The organism is Enterobacter sp. 301B (assembly GCF_003850715.1).
GTDB classification, from domain to species: Bacteria; Pseudomonadota; Gammaproteobacteria; order Enterobacterales; family Enterobacteriaceae; genus Enterobacter; species Enterobacter intestinihominis.
This window is the reverse complement of the sequence record NZ_PQTC01000003.1, coordinates 144,875-161,550: the sequence shown is the minus strand read 5'-3', so window position 1 is coordinate 161,550 and position 16,676 is coordinate 144,875. Positions and strand designations below refer to the sequence as shown.

Genomic DNA, 16,676 nt, shown 5'->3' with positions numbered 1-16,676 from the left:
TGAAACGAATGTGGCTGCGCATTATACGGATAAAGGACGCTTATTCCTATCCTGAGAAGCCCCTGAAAGCTATAATCCCCCCATCTCTCCTTTAAAAACGGGAATGTCTATGATCCGCAGTATGACCGCCTACGCCCGGCGTGAAATCAAGGGTAGCTGGGGTAGCGCTACCTGGGAAATGCGCTCGGTAAACCAGCGCTATCTGGAAACATATTTCCGTATGCCGGAACAGTTCCGCAGCCTGGAGCCTGTGGTGCGTGAGCGTATCCGTACGCGTCTGACCCGCGGGAAAGTGGAATGTAACCTGCGTTTTGAGCCCGATGCCAGTGCACAGGGCGAACTGATCCTGAACGAAAAGCTGGCAAAACAGCTGGTTAATGCGGCGAACTGGGTCAAAATGCAAAGCGATGAAGGCGAGATCAACCCGGTTGATATTCTGCGCTGGCCTGGCGTGATGGCCGCCGGAGAGCAGGATCTGGACGCGATTACCGCTGAAATCCTGGCTGCACTCGACGGCACGCTGGATGACTTTATCGTTGCCCGCGAAACCGAAGGCCAGGCGCTGAAAGCGATGATTGAGCAACGCCTTGAAGGCGTGAGCGCCGAAGTGGCTAAAGTGCGCGCGCATATGCCAGAAGTGCTGCAATGGCAGCGTGAGCGACTTGTCGCCAAACTGGAAGAGGCGGAAGTTCAGCTGGAAAACAACCGTCTGGAACAAGAGCTGGTGCTGATGGCGCAGCGTGTAGACGTGGCTGAAGAGCTGGATCGTCTGGAAGCGCACGTTAAAGAGACCTACAACATCCTGAAGAAGAAAGAAGCGGTAGGCCGCCGTCTCGACTTTATGATGCAGGAGTTCAACCGCGAGTCGAACACGCTGGCGTCTAAGTCTATCAATGCAGAGGTGACCAATTCAGCAATTGAACTGAAGGTCCTGATTGAGCAGATGCGCGAGCAGATCCAGAATATCGAGTAATACCTTTCAGGGTGGTGTCTGGCACATCACCCATTACTTTTTCTAATCCTTATTTATCCTTACTTTCTTTGCCTCCCGCCTTATCACAAGCCCGCCTGGCATGCGTTGATAAATTCCTTTAGGGCAAATCCCCTCGCCTTAGAAAATCTCAATCGTGATCTTGCGCACAAATCGCTAATCTCCTCCTCTTCATTCCGGAGGGTTTATGCTGCTTCACATTCTCTATCTTATTGGCATTACCGCTGAAGCCATGACCGGCGCGCTTGCCGCCGGACGTCGCCGAATGGACACCTTCGGCGTGATCATTATTGCCACGGCCACTGCGCTCGGCGGCGGGTCCGTGCGCGATATCCTGCTTGGCCATTATCCGCTCGGCTGGGTTAAAAACCCTGAGTACGTCATTATCGTGGCAACGGCAGCCGTGTTAACCACGATTGTAGCCCCGGTGATGCCTCATCTGCGCCGCTTGTTCCTGGTGCTGGATGCGCTTGGGCTGATTGTTTTTTCCATCATTGGCGCACAAATTGCTCTCGATATGGGTGAAGGCCCGGTTATCGCCACCATTGCGGCGGTGATCACGGGCGTGTTTGGCGGGGTGCTGCGCGATATGTTCTGCAAACGTATCCCGCTGGTTTTCCAGAAGGAACTGTATGCCGGCATCTCCTTTGCCGCGGCAGTGCTTTATGTCGCCTTGCAGCACTATGTCACCAACCACGATGTGGTCGTTATCTCCACGCTGCTGTTTGGTTTCACGGCGCGAATGCTGGCATTGCGTCTGAAGCTTGGCCTGCCGGTTTTTCATTACAAGCACAACGCGCATTAAGGTCAGAACCCGTTAATGTGCTGCTCAGCCAGCCACCTTGCCAGCCTATCAACGGGAGGCGCATGCAGCCAGTTAACGACCTGCTGCGCCTTCTCCTCACCTGTTCCCGGCAAAGCCTGCCAGTCAGCGGCGCTCCGCTGATTCAGCGCCTGCCACGACGCCGCCCCAACCGCATTCAGCGTGGCTTTTGTCAGCGGGATCCCCATCGCTGTGACCCAGCGAATAAAAGGTTGTTTGCGCACAATATTAAAACGATGCCAGAGCGATAACCCGCGCCCGGCGGAAAAGCCAGGCGTGGACTGTAGCTGCGCCTGCGTCAGTGTTAACCACGAAAAAATATGCTCGAAACGATGCGTCTGATGAAGCGTTCGCCAGCCCGCCTCGCCTAACCCCTCGATCCCTAGCCCTTGTTTTGAGCTAAGCCACGTCAACCGGGCAAAGAACTGTTCCATACACGCTGGTGAGGCATAAAAACAGGTCAGCGAGTGGTACTGCAGGGCCGGAGGTTCTGGTTTTTCCCTGTTCGCTCCCCGCCAGACAACTCGATCGAATCGGGGGATCCCCTGCCCGGCGAGGCTTATCAGAACCTGATCGCCGGGAACAATATCCAGCCGCTGCCAGCGTGTGACCGACCCCAGGCTCACCCGCCGCACCTGTTTATCATCAAGCTTTACTGGATCCAGTTCGGCTACAACGGACACCTTGCCCGTTCGCCCGACGCCAAACTGTATCCCTCGCACTTCAGCAACCTGAGCGACAGGCGTATATTTCCATGCGACAACCCAACGGCCTTCACCGGGTAACCAACCGTCGCCCGCGGGTTCATCCGCTGAACGCACCACAATGCCGTCCGTGGCAAAGGGCAATGCTGTTGTATGCCACGCTGAACGCTGCGCTTCGACCGCATTCACAGACGCGGCGGGCAGCGTATAACGCGCCGTCAGGGTGAACCCGGCTTTTGACAACGCATCCAGAGATACCTGCATCTCTTTAGGTCCATCCGGCCAGGCCCAGATAAACACGCCGAGCTGCCTGAGAAGTGCGCTATCGTTATGACGCATCATGGCGCCCGCCACTTTTGCCCGCATGTTCATCCCCCCCATCTGACGCTGGATGTGGTTTTCATGAATCCAGAACAGTTCACCCTGTAAGACGCTATTTGCCAGGGGGCCGGACAGGTTTTGCGGAACAGAGGGGATTGATCGAACCTGCGCCGTCAAGTCTTCACCTTTTACACCGTTGCCACGGCTAATGGCCCGGACAAGCTTCCCGCCCTGGTACACCAGCGTCACAGCCACGCCATCCACTTTGGGCTGCATCCAGAGATGTTGCCGGGCTCGCATCCACTGGCTGAGCTCAGCTTTACTGGCAACCTTATGCACGCCCGTATGCGCAACCGGGTGTGTCACACTACCTGTCAGAGGTGGCGGTCTCTCTTCGGAAGAGACATGACCAAAGCAGCGCTGCCACTGGTTCAACCGCGCGTTAAGCTGATCGTAAACTCCGTCATCAACGTCACTGACTCCCTGCTTCCAGTAAGCATCGTCCCAGCGTTTGATCTGCGCGCTCAGCGCTGCAATTTCCTTTTCTGCTTTTGCCTGGGACCATACCGGGCATACCGCTAACCCGGTGCTACACCACAACAGCGCAAACCCGCTTATCCATCGCCACATTATTACCCCTCCTTTGCGTTGGAGGAGGTATAACCCGGTATTGAAAACGACGCGAATGGCAACGTTACGCTTTACGAGGCGTTATCCAGCGTTTCTTTTTGTTGCTGCAAACCGCAGACAAAACCTGAAAACGGCACGCAAAATTTAATCATCCACGGGAAAAAGTGTGACAAAGGCTACGTCACACAGCGGCGACGTGTATAATAAGCCCGTATGTAGGACTTCTTCGTTAACACATACAAAAGACTCTCATGGCTCAAGGCACGCTTTATATTGTTTCTGCCCCTAGTGGCGCGGGTAAATCCAGCCTTATTCAGGCACTGTTAAAAACCCAACCGTTGTACGATACGCAGGTTTCTGTTTCTCACACCACGCGAGCACCGCGTCCGGGTGAGGTGCACGGTGAACACTATTTCTTTGTGAATCACGACGAATTCAGAGCGATGATTGGCAGAGACGCGTTTCTTGAACACGCAGAAGTATTCGGTAACTACTACGGTACTTCGCGTGAAACCATTGAGCAGGTTCTTGCGACCGGCGTGAACGTGTTCCTGGATATCGACTGGCAGGGCGCGCAGCAAATTCGTAAGAAAATGCCTGATTCGCGCAGTATCTTTATTTTACCGCCATCGAAAGATGAACTGGATCGCCGCCTGCGGGGTCGCGGCCAGGACAGCGAAGAAGTTATCGCGAAGCGTATGGCACAGGCAGTTGCAGAAATGAGCCATTACGCGGAATATGATTACCTTATTGTGAATGATGATTTTGATGCCGCGCTGAGCGATCTCAAAACTATCCTTCGCGCAGAACGTCTGCGTATGAGCCGCCAGAAGCAGCGACATGACGCATTAATCACCAAACTGTTGGCAGACTGAACCCACTTTCAGTATCATGCCCAGTCATTTCTTCACCTGTGGAGCATTTTAAGTATGGCACGCGTAACTGTTCAGGACGCTGTAGAGAAAATTGGTAACCGTTTTGACCTGGTACTGGTCGCCGCGCGTCGCGCTCGTCAGATGCAGGTAGGCGGTAAAGATCCGCTGGTACCGGAAGAAAACGATAAAACCACCGTTATTGCACTTCGCGAAATCGAAGAAGGTCTGATCAACAACCAGATCCTCGACGTGCGTGAGCGCCAGGAGCAGCAAGAGCAGGAAGCCGCAGAACTGCAGGCCGTAACCGCCATTGCTGAAGGTCGTCGTTAATTAAACCTGCGGGTCGCCCTTGTATCTGTTTGAAAGCCTGAATCAACTGATTCAAACCTACCTGCCTGAAGACCAGATTAAGCGTCTTCAGCAGGCGTATCTCGTTGCACGTGACGCTCACGAGGGCCAGACACGTTCAAGCGGTGAACCCTATATCACGCACCCGGTAGCGGTGGCCTGTATTCTGGCCGAGATGAAACTCGACTACGAAACGCTCATGGCCGCCCTGCTGCATGACGTGATTGAAGATACCCCTGCCACCTACCAGGACATGGAACAGCTGTTTGGCAAAAGCGTTGCCGAGCTGGTGGAAGGGGTCTCTAAGCTTGATAAGCTGAAATTCCGCGATAAGAAAGAGGCGCAGGCCGAAAACTTTCGCAAGATGATCATGGCGATGGTGCAGGATATCCGCGTCATTCTCATCAAACTTGCTGACCGCACCCACAATATGCGCACGCTGGGCTCACTTCGCCCGGATAAACGTCGCCGCATCGCCCGTGAAACCCTCGAAATCTACAGTCCGCTGGCGCACCGTTTAGGTATTCATCACATTAAAACCGAGCTGGAAGAGCTGGGTTTTGAAGCGTTATACCCGAACCGCTATCGCGTGATTAAAGAGGTGGTGAAAGCCGCACGAGGCAACCGTAAAGAGATGATTCAAAAGATCCTCTCTGAAATAGAAGGGCGCTTGCAGGAAGCCGGTATTCCGTGCCGCGTCAGCGGTCGCGAAAAGCATTTGTACTCTATTTACTGCAAAATGGTGCTCAAAGAGCAGCGTTTTCACTCGATCATGGATATCTACGCGTTCCGCGTCATCGTCCACGACTCTGACACCTGCTACCGCGTGCTGGGGCAGATGCATAGCCTGTACAAGCCACGTCCGGGGCGCGTCAAAGATTACATCGCCATTCCAAAAGCGAACGGATATCAATCTTTGCACACCTCCATGATTGGCCCGCACGGCGTTCCGGTTGAGGTGCAAATTCGTACCGAAGACATGGATCAGATGGCGGAAATGGGTGTCGCGGCGCACTGGGCTTATAAAGAGCACGGCGGCGAAAGCAGCACCACCGCGCAAATCCGCGCCCAGCGCTGGATGCAGAGCCTGCTGGAGCTGCAACAAAGTGCAGGTAGCTCGTTTGAATTTATCGAGAGCGTTAAATCCGATCTCTTCCCGGATGAGATTTACGTTTTCACGCCGGAAGGGCGCATTGTCGAACTGCCTGCGGGCGCGACGCCGGTCGACTTCGCTTACGCCGTGCATACCGATATCGGCCATGCCTGCGTGGGTGCCCGCGTCGACAGGCAGCCTTATCCGCTGTCGCAGCCGCTCTTCAGCGGGCAGACTGTCGAAATTATTACCGCGCCGGGCGCACGTCCTAACGCTGCCTGGCTGAACTTTGTCGTGAGCTCAAAAGCGCGCGCAAAAATCCGCCAGCTGCTGAAAAATCTCAAGCGCGACGACTCCGTCAGTCTCGGGCGTCGTCTGCTCAATCACGCGCTGGGTGGCAGCCGCAAACTGGCAGAGATCCCACCAGAGAATATTCAGCATGAGCTGGAGCGTATGAAGCTCGCCTCGCTGGATGACCTGCTGGCAGAGATTGGCCTCGGAAACGCCATGAGCGTGGTCGTGGCGAAGAACCTGCAACAGGGCGAAACGACAGCCGTTCCTGCTAACGCGCAAAATCATGGTCACCTGCCAATCAAAGGCGCTGACGGGGTGCTCATCACCTTCGCCAAATGCTGCCGCCCTATCCCGGGCGACCCGATTATTGCGCACGTCAGCCCGGGTAAAGGGCTGGTGATCCACCACGAATCCTGCCGTAACATCCGTGGCTATCAGAAAGAGCCTGAGAAGTTCATGGCGGTCGAATGGGATAAAGAGACAGCGCAGGAATTTATCACTGAAATCAAGGTGGATATGTTTAACCACCAGGGTGCACTGGCGAACCTGACGGCAGCGATCAACACGGCCTCGTCAAACATTCAGAGCCTGAATACTGAAGAAAAAGATGGCCGCGTTTACAGCGCCTTTATTCGCCTGACCGCCCGTGACCGCGTACATCTGGCCAATATTATGCGCAAGATCCGCGTGATGCCGGATGTCATTAAAGTCACCCGTAACCGAAACTAGCATTATGAATTCAACACGTTACGAGCGAATCTGCGAAATGCTCGCCAGGCGTCAGCCTGATCTGACGGTCTGCATGGAGCAGGTCCATAAACCTCATAACGTCTCTGCTATCGTTCGCACCGCAGATGCCGTCGGCGTGCATGAAGTCCACGCCGTCTGGCCAGGCGCACGTATGCGTACCATGGCCTCCACCGCCGCAGGCAGCAACAGCTGGGTATCCGTGAAAACTCACCAGACTATTGGTGAAGCGGTCTTGCACCTGAAAGGGCGTGGCATGCAGGTTCTGGCAACCAACCTCTCTGCTAAAGCCGTGGATTTCCGTGAGATCGATTACACCCGTCCGACCTGCATTTTAATGGGCCAGGAGAAAACGGGGATCACGCAGGAAGCACTGGATTTGGCTGACCGGGACATCATCATTCCGATGATCGGCATGGTCCAGTCACTCAACGTGTCGGTCGCCTCAGCGCTGATCCTGTATGAAGCGCAGCGCCAGCGTCAGAATGCCGGAATGTACGAGCGCAGCAACAGCATGCTGCCGGAAGAGGAGCAGCAGCGCCTGCTGTTTGAAGGTGGCTATCCGGTGCTGGCTCGCGTTGCGAAGCAGAAGAAATTGCCTTACCCCCACGTCAACGCGCAGGGCGAAATTGAAGCCGATGCCGAGTGGTGGTCCACCATGCAGTACGCAGGGTAAATCATGAAAGGCCGCCTGCTGGACGCCATACCGCTCAACAGCCTGACGGGCGTGGGCGCGGCACAAAGCAGTAAACTGGCGAAGATTGGCCTGCACACCGTGCAGGATCTCCTGCTCCACCTCCCCCTGCGTTACGAAGACCGTACTCAACTTTATAAAATTGGCGATCTGCTGCCCGCTATTTACGCCACCGTTGAAGGGGAAGTGCTGAACTGCAACATCACCTTTGGCGGACGCAGGATGATGACCTGCCAGATCAGCGACGGCACCGGCATTCTCACCATGCGCTTTTTCAACTTCAATGCGGCGATGAAAAACAGCCTTGCCACTGGACGACGCGTACTTGCGTACGGTGAAGCCAAACGGGGCAAATACGGCGCGGAGATGATCCACCCGGAATACCGCGTGCAGGGCGATCTCAGCTCACCTGAGCTACAGGAGACGCTCACGCCGGTCTATCCAACCACCGAAGGCATTAAGCAGGCCACGCTGCGCAAGCTCACCGACCAGGCGCTGGAGCTGCTCGATACCTGCGCCATTAACGAGCTGCTGCCGCCGGAGCTGGCGCAGGGCATGATGAGCCTGCCGGAGGCGTTGCGCACCCTGCACCGTCCACCGCCAACGCTTCAGCTTGTTGATTTAGAAAGCGGTAAACATCCCGCCCAACGGCGTCTTATCCTTGAGGAATTACTGGCTCACAACCTGAGCATGCTGGCACTGCGCGCCGGTGCGCAGCGTTTCCACGCTCAGCCTTTAGGCCAGCGTGATGAACTCAAAGATAAGCTGCTGGCCTCACTCCCGTTTAAACCCACCGGCGCACAGGCGCGGGTTACCGCCGAGATTGAACGCGATATGGCGCTGAATGTGCCGATGATGCGCCTGGTGCAGGGCGACGTGGGTTCCGGGAAAACGCTGGTTGCCGCGCTGGCCGCTTTACGCGCTATCGCCCACGGCAAGCAGGTGGCGCTGATGGCGCCGACAGAACTGCTGGCCGAGCAGCACGCCAACAATTTCCGTAACTGGTTCGCCCCACTGGGGATCGAAGTGGGCTGGCTGGCCGGGAAGCAGAAGGGCAAAGCACGTCTTGCGCAGCAGGAAGCTATTGCCAGCGGGCAGGTGCAGATGATTGTCGGCACGCACGCCATTTTCCAGGAACAGGTGCAGTTTAACGGCCTGGCGCTGGTCATTATCGACGAACAGCACCGCTTTGGTGTTCATCAGCGTCTGGCGCTGTGGGAGAAAGGTCTGCAACAGGGCTTCCACCCGCATCAGCTGATCATGACCGCCACGCCGATTCCGCGCACCCTGGCGATGACGGCCTATGCCGATCTGGATACCTCCACCATCGACGAGTTGCCGCCGGGCCGAACGCCGGTGACCACGGTTGCCATACCGGACACGCGGCGCAGCGACATCATTGACCGCGTGCGCAACGCCTGTACGCAGGAAGGGCGTCAGGCGTACTGGGTCTGCACCCTGATTGAAGAGTCTGAGCTGCTGGAAGCGCAGGCTGCCGAAGCCACATGGGAAGAGTTAAAGCTCGCCCTGCCAGAGCTGAACGTCGGTCTGGTTCACGGGCGCATGAAGCCTGCCGAGAAGCAGGCGGTGATGCAGTCGTTCAAACAGGGCGAGCTGCACTTACTCGTTGCGACCACGGTTATCGAAGTGGGCGTGGATGTGCCGAACTCCAGCCTGATGATTATTGAGAACCCGGAGCGTCTGGGCCTGGCGCAGCTCCACCAGCTACGAGGCCGCGTGGGCCGTGGCGCGATCGCCTCTCACTGCGTGCTGCTCTACAAAGCCCCGCTGTCGAAAACCGCGCAGATGCGTTTGCAGGTATTACGCGACAGCAATGACGGCTTCGTCATTGCGCAAAAAGATCTGGAGATCCGCGGCCCGGGCGAACTGCTGGGCACACGTCAGACGGGTAACGCCGAATTTAAAGTGGCGGATTTGCTGCGCGATCAGGCCATGATCCCCGAAGTACAACGCCTTGCGCGTCATATTCATGAACGCTACCCCGAACAGGCGGCAGCGTTAATTGAACGCTGGATGCCGGAAACCGAGCGGTATTCCAACGCCTGACGATCAGCCAAACATTGGCAGCATCAGGTAGAGCTTAATGACCAGCGCGTTGACGATATCAATGAAGAATGCGCCCACCATCGGCACCACCAGAAACGCCATGTGCGACGGGCCGAACCGTTCGGTGATCGCCTGCATATTCGCGATGGCCGTTGGTGTCGCTCCCAGACCAAATCCACAGTGACCCGCAGCCAGTACCGCCGCATCATAGTTTTTGCCCATCATGCGCCAGGTAACAAAGATGGCATACAGCGCCATAAACACGGCCTGTACCGCCAGGATCGCCACCATCGGCAGCGCCAACGAGGCCAGCTCCCACAGCTTGAGGCTCATCAGCGCCATCGCCAGGAACAGCGACAGGCTGACGTTCCCCAGCACGGACACCGCGCGTTCGAAGACGCGGTAGAAGCCCATCTGCGCCAGACCGTTGCTCAGGATCACCCCGATAAACAGCACGCAGACAAAGGTTGGCAGTTCGAAAGCCGTTCCCGCCAGCCATTGCGCAACGATTTTGCCCACGGTGAGGCAGATGGCAATCATGGCGATGGTTTCAATCATCACCAGCGAGGTGATGCTGCGACCAACGTCCGGTTTTTCGAACGCGGTCGGCACCATTTCATCGTCTGGTCTGCCTTCCGGCGTAGTGGAATGTTTCACCAGATAGCGCGCCACCGGGCCGCCAATCAGCCCGCCAAGCACCAGGCCAAAGGTCGCGCAGGCCATTGCCACTTCCGTTGCGTTTTCAAAGCCATAGCGTTCGATGAACAGCTTGCTCCACGCCGCGCCCGTTCCGTGGCCACCTGACAGGGTAATCGACCCCGCCAGCAGACCCATCAGCGGATCCAGCCCCAGCAGCGACGCCATACCGATGCCGATGGCGTTTTGCATCAGCAGCAGGCCCACCACGACAATCAAAAACACGCCCAGCACCTTGCCACCCGAACGCAGGCTTGCGAGGTTAGCGTTCAGGCCGATAGTGGCAAAGAAGGCCAGCATCAACGGATCTTTCAGGGACATATCAAAATCAATTTCCCAACCCATGCTTTTTTTCAGTACCAGCAGGGCCAGCGCCACCAGCAATCCACCGGCGACAGGTTCAGGAATGGTGTACTTTTTCAGAAAGGAAACACTGTGTACCAGCTTGCGACCAAGCAGAAGAACCAGCGTTGCGGCAACAAGGGTCGACAACGTATCGAGATGAATCATAAAAGGCTCCTGTTATGCGCGTGTTCCATACACACGCGGCGTTATCCTGGGCCGGGTGTTGCTCGTCATGAGCCGCCGGCGCGAAAAGTGTAATTTTTTTTTCCTGTTCGTTGTAGAAAACCTGCTCACACCGGCAGATTTTCTCTCTTTTTTTTGCTGGCAATCGTTTGCTTTTACCAGGTGGTCAGCTAAAATGCCCGCTTTTCCACCGTGGGATTGCCGCCGATGTCTGTTAACACTCTGGAGTCTGCTGATGCGCAACCGATTGCGCAGAAGCAAAACAGTGAACTGATTTACCGCCTTGAAGATCGTCCCCCGCTACCTCAAACCCTGTTTGCCGCCTGCCAGCATCTGCTGGCGATGTTCGTTGCGGTCATCACGCCGGCTCTGCTGATTTGTCAGGCGCTGGGGTTACCGGCGCAGGATACGCAACACATCATCAGTATGTCTCTGTTCGCTTCCGGTGTAGCCTCCATCATTCAAATTAAAGCCTGGGGTCCGGTGGGTTCGGGGTTGCTGTCGATTCAGGGCACCAGCTTTAACTTTGTGGCGCCGCTGATCATGGGCGGTACGGCACTGAAAACCGGCGGCGCAGATGTCCCGACGATGATGGCGGCGCTATTCGGCACCCTGATGCTGGCAAGCTGCACAGAGATGATCATCTCCCGCGTTCTGCACCTTGCGCGCCGGGTGATCACCCCGCTGGTCTCCGGCGTGGTGGTGATGATTATCGGCCTGTCGCTGATTCAGGTGGGTCTGACCTCCATCGGGGGCGGCTACGCGGCAATGAGCGACCATACCTTCGGCGCGCCGAAAAACCTGCTGCTGGCAGGCGTGGTGCTGGCGATCATTATTCTGCTTAACCGCCAGCGTAACCCGTACCTGCGCGTGGCTTCGCTGGTGATCGCCATGGCGGCCGGTTACCTGCTGGCGTGGGCGCTGGGCATGCTGCCGGAAAACACCACCCCAACCAACAGCGCGTTGATTACCGTGCCAACGCCGCTCTACTACGGCCTGGGCATTGACTGGAGTCTGCTCCTGCCGCTGATGCTGGTCTTTATGATCACCTCGCTGGAAACCATTGGCGATATCACTGCCACCTCCGACGTGTCCGAGCAGCCGGTCTCCGGCCCGCTGTACATGAAACGTCTGAAAGGCGGCGTGCTGGCGAACGGACTGAACTCGTTTGTCTCGGCGGTGTTCAACACATTCCCGAACTCCTGCTTCGGCCAGAACAATGGCGTGATCCAGTTGACCGGCGTGGCCAGCCGCTACGTGGGCTTCGTGGTGGCGCTGATGCTGGTGGTCCTCGGCCTGTTCCCGGCGGTGAGCGGGTTTGTGCAGCACATTCCCGAGCCGGTCCTGGGCGGCGCGACGCTGGTCATGTTCGGTACCATCGCGGCCTCCGGCGTGCGTATCGTCTCCCGCGAGCCGCTGAACCGCCGCGCAATCATGATTATTGCGCTGTCTCTCGCCGTAGGACTTGGCGTCTCCCAGCAGCCGTTGATTTTGCAGTTTGCCCCGGACTGGGTGAAAAACCTGCTCTCTTCCGGCATCGCCGCGGGCGGTATTACCGCTATCGTGCTGAATCTCATTTTCCCGCCTGAAAAGAACTGATCCCCACACGGCAGGCTGTCAATGCCTGCCGTGACATCTCTTTACACCATTCCCGCCTTGAGCATTGCGCATAATTCGTGCATAACACCCTTATGTGCGTTTCGCGGGAAGGAAGACCATGAAATTTATTGGAAAGCTGCTTATCTATCTTCTGGTAGCCCTGCTCATTGTAGTGCTCGCCTTTTATTTTCTGCTCCAGACCCGCTGGGGCGCATCGCAGGTCAGCAGCTGGATCACGGTGAATACCGATTACGAGCTCAACTTTGACCTGATGGATCACCGCTTTTCATCCCCTTCTCACATCCTTCTGGAAAACGTTACCTTCGGACGAGATGGCAAACCGGCCACGCTGGTCGCTAAAAAAGTGGATATTGGCTTAAGCAGCCGCCAGATCACCGACCCGCTGCATATGGACGCCATCACCCTGTTCGATGGCACGCTGAATTTATCTCCACAGACGGCGCCGCTGCCGTTCCAGGCCGACCGTCTGCAACTGAATAACATGGCCTTTAACAGCCCGAATACGGAGTGGGATCTCAGTGCGCAAAAGGTGACCGGTGGCGTCAGCCCGTGGCAGCCCGAGGCGGGGAACGTACTGGGGAAAAATGCGCAAATCCAGATGAGCGCCGGGTCGCTCACGCTCAACGGCATACCGGCCAACAACGTGCTGATTCAGGGACAACTCAACGGCAAAGAGGTGGTGCTCAATACCATCGGTGCCGATATGGCGCGCGGCTCGCTTACGGGGTCGGCTCAGCGTAATGCCGACGGTGGCTGGGTTATCGACACCCTGCGTCTGAATGAGATCCGCCTGCAAAGCGACAAATCGCTGCTGGATTTCTTCGCTCCTCTCTCCACCCTGCCTTCGTTACAGATTGGGCGGCTGGAAGTGACCGATGCCCGTCTACAGGGGCCAGACTGGGCGGTTACCGACCTTGATCTTAGCCTGCGTAACCTCACCCTGAGTAAAGGGGACTGGCAAAGCCAGGAGGGACGGTTATCCATGAACGCCAGCGAATTTATCTACGGCTCGCTGCATCTTTTTGACCCTATCCTGAACGCGGAATTCTCCCCGCAGGGCATTGCGCTGCGTCAGTTCACTTCCCGCTGGGAAGGGGGCATGGTGCGCACCTCCGGCAACTGGCTGCGCGACGGGAACGCACTGGTGCTGGACGACGTTGCCATTGCCGGGCTGGAATATACGCTTCCGGAAAACTGGAAAACGCTGTGGATGGATCCGCTTCCGGCATGGCTGAACAGCGTGACGCTGAAAAAATTCGGCCTGAGCCGCAACCTGGTGATCGACATCGATCCGGCGTTCCCATGGCAGATCACCTCCCTCGACGGTTATGGCGCTAATCTGCGTCTGGCGCAAGACCACAAGTGGGGCGTGTGGGGCGGTAACGCAACCCTGAACGGGGCGGCAGCAACCTTTAACCGCGTCGACGTGCGACGCCCGTCGCTGGCGCTGAATGCCAACGCCGCAACGGTAAACATTACCGACCTGAGCGCCTTTACCGAGAAAGGGATCCTGGAAGCGACCGCCACCGTGTCACAGTTGCCACAGCGACAAACCACCGTGAGCCTGAACGGGCGCGGTGTACCACTCAACGTTTTGCAGCAGTGGGGCTGGCCAGCGCTGCCGATTGCGGGCGACGGCAATATTCAGCTCACCGCCAGCGGCAGCGTGCAGGCCAATGCGCCGCTGAAGCCGACGGTGAACGGGAAGCTGAGCGCGGTAAATATGGATAAACAGCAGGTGCAGCAGACGATGACCGGCGGGATGGTGTCGGCGGTGGCTCCGGCACAGTAAAAAGCCGGGTGGCGGCTTCGCCTTACCCGGCCTACGAGGTTTTGGTTCCCTCTCCCCGTGGGTGAGGGCATCAGACCGCATAATTACCGTAGGCCCGGTAAGCGAAGCGCCACCGGGCATTTTTCCAGCTCAGAGGTGGATCACCACCTCATCCCCGTCGGCTTTCACCACCACACCCCACTCGCTGCCCACATGTGAACCGCCTTTTACGCCGCCGACCTTCTGCACGTTGCGCAAGCACACCGACCAGTTTTGCGCATCTCCCGCGCAGGTAAAGGTCACGACGTCGCCCTGACGTGACGCCTTCAGCGTAAACACCACAGAACCGTCCGCCGCAGGCACTTCGCTCACCGCCGTTGCGCCATCGCTCAGGTTGAAGAGCTGGAAGGCCGTCCCCTCGTGCCACGCATAGTCTGGCTTCTGGTTATTGTTACCCAGCGCCAGCAGCGTGTTGTCGCGCACATAGACCGGCAGGCTCATGAAATCGTGCTGCTGCTTATGCCAGCGGCTACCCTCGATTTCATCGTTGTGCCACAGGTGCGTCCAGCGCCCTTCCGGCAGCCAGAACTGCACATCGCCCGCCTCGGAGAACACCGGCGCCACCATCATCGAATCCCCCAGCATGTACTGGCGGTCGAGGTAATCGCACGCCGGGTCGTCCGGGAACTCCAGCATCATCGCCCGCAGCATCGGCGTGCCGAAATCGCGGGCCAGCGCAGCCTGACGATACAGGTACGGCATCAGCTGGCATTTCAGCTGGGTGAAGTGGCGCACCACGTCGCAGGACTCGTCATCGTACGCCCACGGCACACGGTAGGATTTGCTGCCGTGCAGGCGGCTGTGGCTGGAGAACAGCCCGAAAGCGCACCAGCGCTTATAGACGGGCGCCGGAGCGGTGTTTTCAAGCCCGCCGATATCGTGGCTCCAGAATCCGAAGCCGGACAGGCCAATCGACAGCCCGCCGCGCAGGCTTTCCGCCATCGATTCATAGTTGGCGTAGCAGTCGCCGCCCCAATGCACCGGGAACTGTTGCGCACCCACGGAGGCAGAACGGGCAAACAGCACCGCCTCTTCTTCTCCCACCGTCTCTTTCAGCACGTTCCACACCAGTTCGTTGTAGATGTAGGCGTAATGGTTGTGCATCTTCTGCGGATCGGAACCGTCAAACCACTGGACGTCCGTCGGGATACGCTCGCCGAAGTCGGTCTTGAAGCAGTCGACGCCGATCTCCACCAGGCCTTTCAGTTTGTCCGCATACCACCTGCACGCGTCCGGGTTGGTGAAGTCGTAGATCGCCAGCCCCGGCTGCCATTTGTCCCACTGCCACAGGGAGCCGTCCGGGCGCTTCAGCAGGTAGCCCTTCTCTTTCAGCTCACGGAAGATCGGCGATTTCTGGCCGATGTACGGGTTGATCCACACGCAGACCTTCAGCCCTTTCTCTTTCAGGCGGCGGATCATCCCTTCCGGGTCGGGGAAGGTCACCGGGTCCCACTCAAAATCGCACCACTGGAAGGCTTTCATCCAGAAGCAGTCGAAGTGGAACACGTGCAGCGGCAGGTCGCGCTCGGCCATGCCGTCGATAAAGCTGTTGACCGTCGCTTCGTCGTAGTTAGTGGTGAAGGAGGTGGTCAGCCACAGGCCGAACGACCACGCCGGCGGCAGCGCCGGACGCCCGGTGAACTGCGTATAGCGGTTTAATACCTCTTTTGGCGTCGGGCCGTCGATCACGAAGTACTCCAGATACTCCCCTTCCACGCTGAACTGCACTTTGGACACTTTCTCGGAGCCGACTTCAAACGAGACATTTTCCGGGTGATTCACCAGCACGCCATAACCACGGTTGGTCAGGTAGAACGGGATGTTTTTGTAGGACTGCTCGGTGCTGGTGCCGCCGTCGCGGTTCCAGGTTTCGACCGTCTGACCGTTGCGCACCAGGGCGGTGAAGCGCTCGCCCAGGCCATACACAGTTTCCCCCACGCCCAGATCCAGACGTTCAAACACATAGTTGCGGTCGGTGTTGCTGTCCTGCACGTAGCCGTTGTTTTTCAGCTGGCTGCCGGTAATGCGCTGGCCGTTGCGCAGGAAATCCAGCGCCCAGAACTCGCCTTTGGTGACGCGCACGCTGACGCTGCCGCTTTTCAGCTCGGCAAATTCGGCGTTGTTTTCAATCTCAACTTTTACATCCTTCAGAACGTTCAGCGGATAGTGCGGGCCGTTGTTCAGCGCACCCTGGAAGTGCTCAATGCGCACCCCGACAATCCCTTCCTGCGGAGCAAACAGGCGCACCGTGAACATCAACGTGTCGAGCTGCCAGGTGCGTTCGCGCACGTCACGCGGCGCCACATACACCACCAGGTCATTGCCCTGCTGCTCCACGTCGAACACCTGAACCGGATACGTCACGTTAAGGCCCGGTTGGATAAGCCAGTTTCCATCACTGATTTTCATGCTTA

The 16,676-nt window shown here is 57.4% G+C and carries 12 protein-coding genes; 9 read left to right on the top strand and 3 right to left on the bottom strand.

Annotation, left to right across the window (positions count from 1 at the left end):
- The first annotated feature begins 109 nt into the window (after window positions 1-109).
- Window positions 110-973 carry a YicC/YloC family endoribonuclease gene (locus tag C3451_RS04980; RefSeq protein WP_003860907.1) on the top strand — a complete coding sequence of 288 codons (864 nt, stop codon included), beginning with the start codon at window positions 110-112 and terminating at the stop codon, window positions 971-973.
- A gap of 205 nt (window positions 974-1,178) precedes the next feature.
- Window positions 1,179-1,796 (top strand): trimeric intracellular cation channel family protein, encoded by a 618-nt coding sequence (locus tag C3451_RS04975; RefSeq protein WP_023299016.1) that lies wholly within the window; start codon window positions 1,179-1,181, stop codon window positions 1,794-1,796.
- A gap of 2 nt (window positions 1,797-1,798) precedes the next feature.
- Here C3451_RS04975 and ligB read toward each other — a convergent pair whose 3' ends face one another.
- Window positions 1,799-3,469, bottom strand: a complete 1,671-nt coding sequence (ligB, locus tag C3451_RS04970; RefSeq protein WP_045621027.1) for an NAD-dependent DNA ligase LigB — start codon at window positions 3,467-3,469, stop codon at window positions 1,799-1,801.
- 251 nt (window positions 3,470-3,720) lie between these two features.
- On the opposite strand from ligB, the gene gmk reads away from it, so the two are divergent.
- From gmk to recG, 5 genes are read left to right on the top strand one after another with little or no spacing between them, the layout of a single operon-like run.
- A complete protein-coding gene (gmk, locus tag C3451_RS04965) occupies window positions 3,721-4,344 on the top strand; it encodes a guanylate kinase (protein ID WP_006177710.1) in 624 nt (207 codons plus the stop codon).
- A 54-nt stretch (window positions 4,345-4,398) separates the two neighbouring features.
- Entirely contained in the window at window positions 4,399-4,674 is a 276-nt protein-coding gene (gene rpoZ / locus C3451_RS04960) for a DNA-directed RNA polymerase subunit omega (RefSeq protein WP_000135058.1), read from the top strand.
- Window positions 4,675-4,693: 19 nt separating this feature from the next.
- The gene (gene spoT / locus C3451_RS04955) at window positions 4,694-6,808 is read left to right on the top strand and encodes a bifunctional GTP diphosphokinase/guanosine-3',5'-bis pyrophosphate 3'-pyrophosphohydrolase (RefSeq protein ID WP_022646616.1); all 2,115 of its coding nucleotides are present in this window, start codon (window positions 4,694-4,696) and stop codon (window positions 6,806-6,808) included.
- Between the two features lie 4 nt (window positions 6,809-6,812).
- Window positions 6,813-7,502 carry a tRNA (guanosine(18)-2'-O)-methyltransferase TrmH gene (trmH, locus tag C3451_RS04950; protein WP_045621026.1) on the top strand — a complete coding sequence of 230 codons (690 nt, stop codon included), beginning with the start codon at window positions 6,813-6,815 and terminating at the stop codon, window positions 7,500-7,502.
- Between the two features lie 3 nt (window positions 7,503-7,505).
- A complete protein-coding gene (gene recG, locus C3451_RS04945) occupies window positions 7,506-9,587 on the top strand; it encodes an ATP-dependent DNA helicase RecG (RefSeq protein WP_045621025.1) in 2,082 nt (693 codons plus the stop codon).
- Window positions 9,588-9,590: 3 nt separating this feature from the next.
- On the opposite strand, the gene gltS is transcribed toward recG, so the two are convergent.
- Entirely contained in the window at window positions 9,591-10,793 is a 1,203-nt protein-coding gene (gltS, locus tag C3451_RS04940) for a sodium/glutamate symporter (protein ID WP_006812438.1), read from the bottom strand.
- A gap of 225 nt (window positions 10,794-11,018) precedes the next feature.
- Between gltS and xanP the strand changes: the two genes are divergently transcribed.
- Window positions 11,019-12,410: a xanthine/proton symporter XanP gene (gene xanP, locus C3451_RS04935; protein WP_032626600.1), complete on the top strand. Its 1,392-nt coding sequence runs from the start codon at window positions 11,019-11,021 to the stop codon at window positions 12,408-12,410.
- 118 nt (window positions 12,411-12,528) lie between these two features.
- Window positions 12,529-14,223: an AsmA family protein gene (locus C3451_RS04930; protein WP_045621023.1), complete on the top strand. Its 1,695-nt coding sequence runs from the start codon at window positions 12,529-12,531 to the stop codon at window positions 14,221-14,223.
- Window positions 14,224-14,352: 129 nt separating this feature from the next.
- Here the strand turns inward: C3451_RS04930 and yicI are convergent, their stop codons facing one another.
- A complete protein-coding gene (gene yicI, locus C3451_RS04925; protein ID WP_124304243.1) occupies window positions 14,353-16,671 on the bottom strand; it encodes an alpha-xylosidase in 2,319 nt (772 codons plus the stop codon).
- Between the last annotated feature and the right edge of the window lie 5 nt (window positions 16,672-16,676).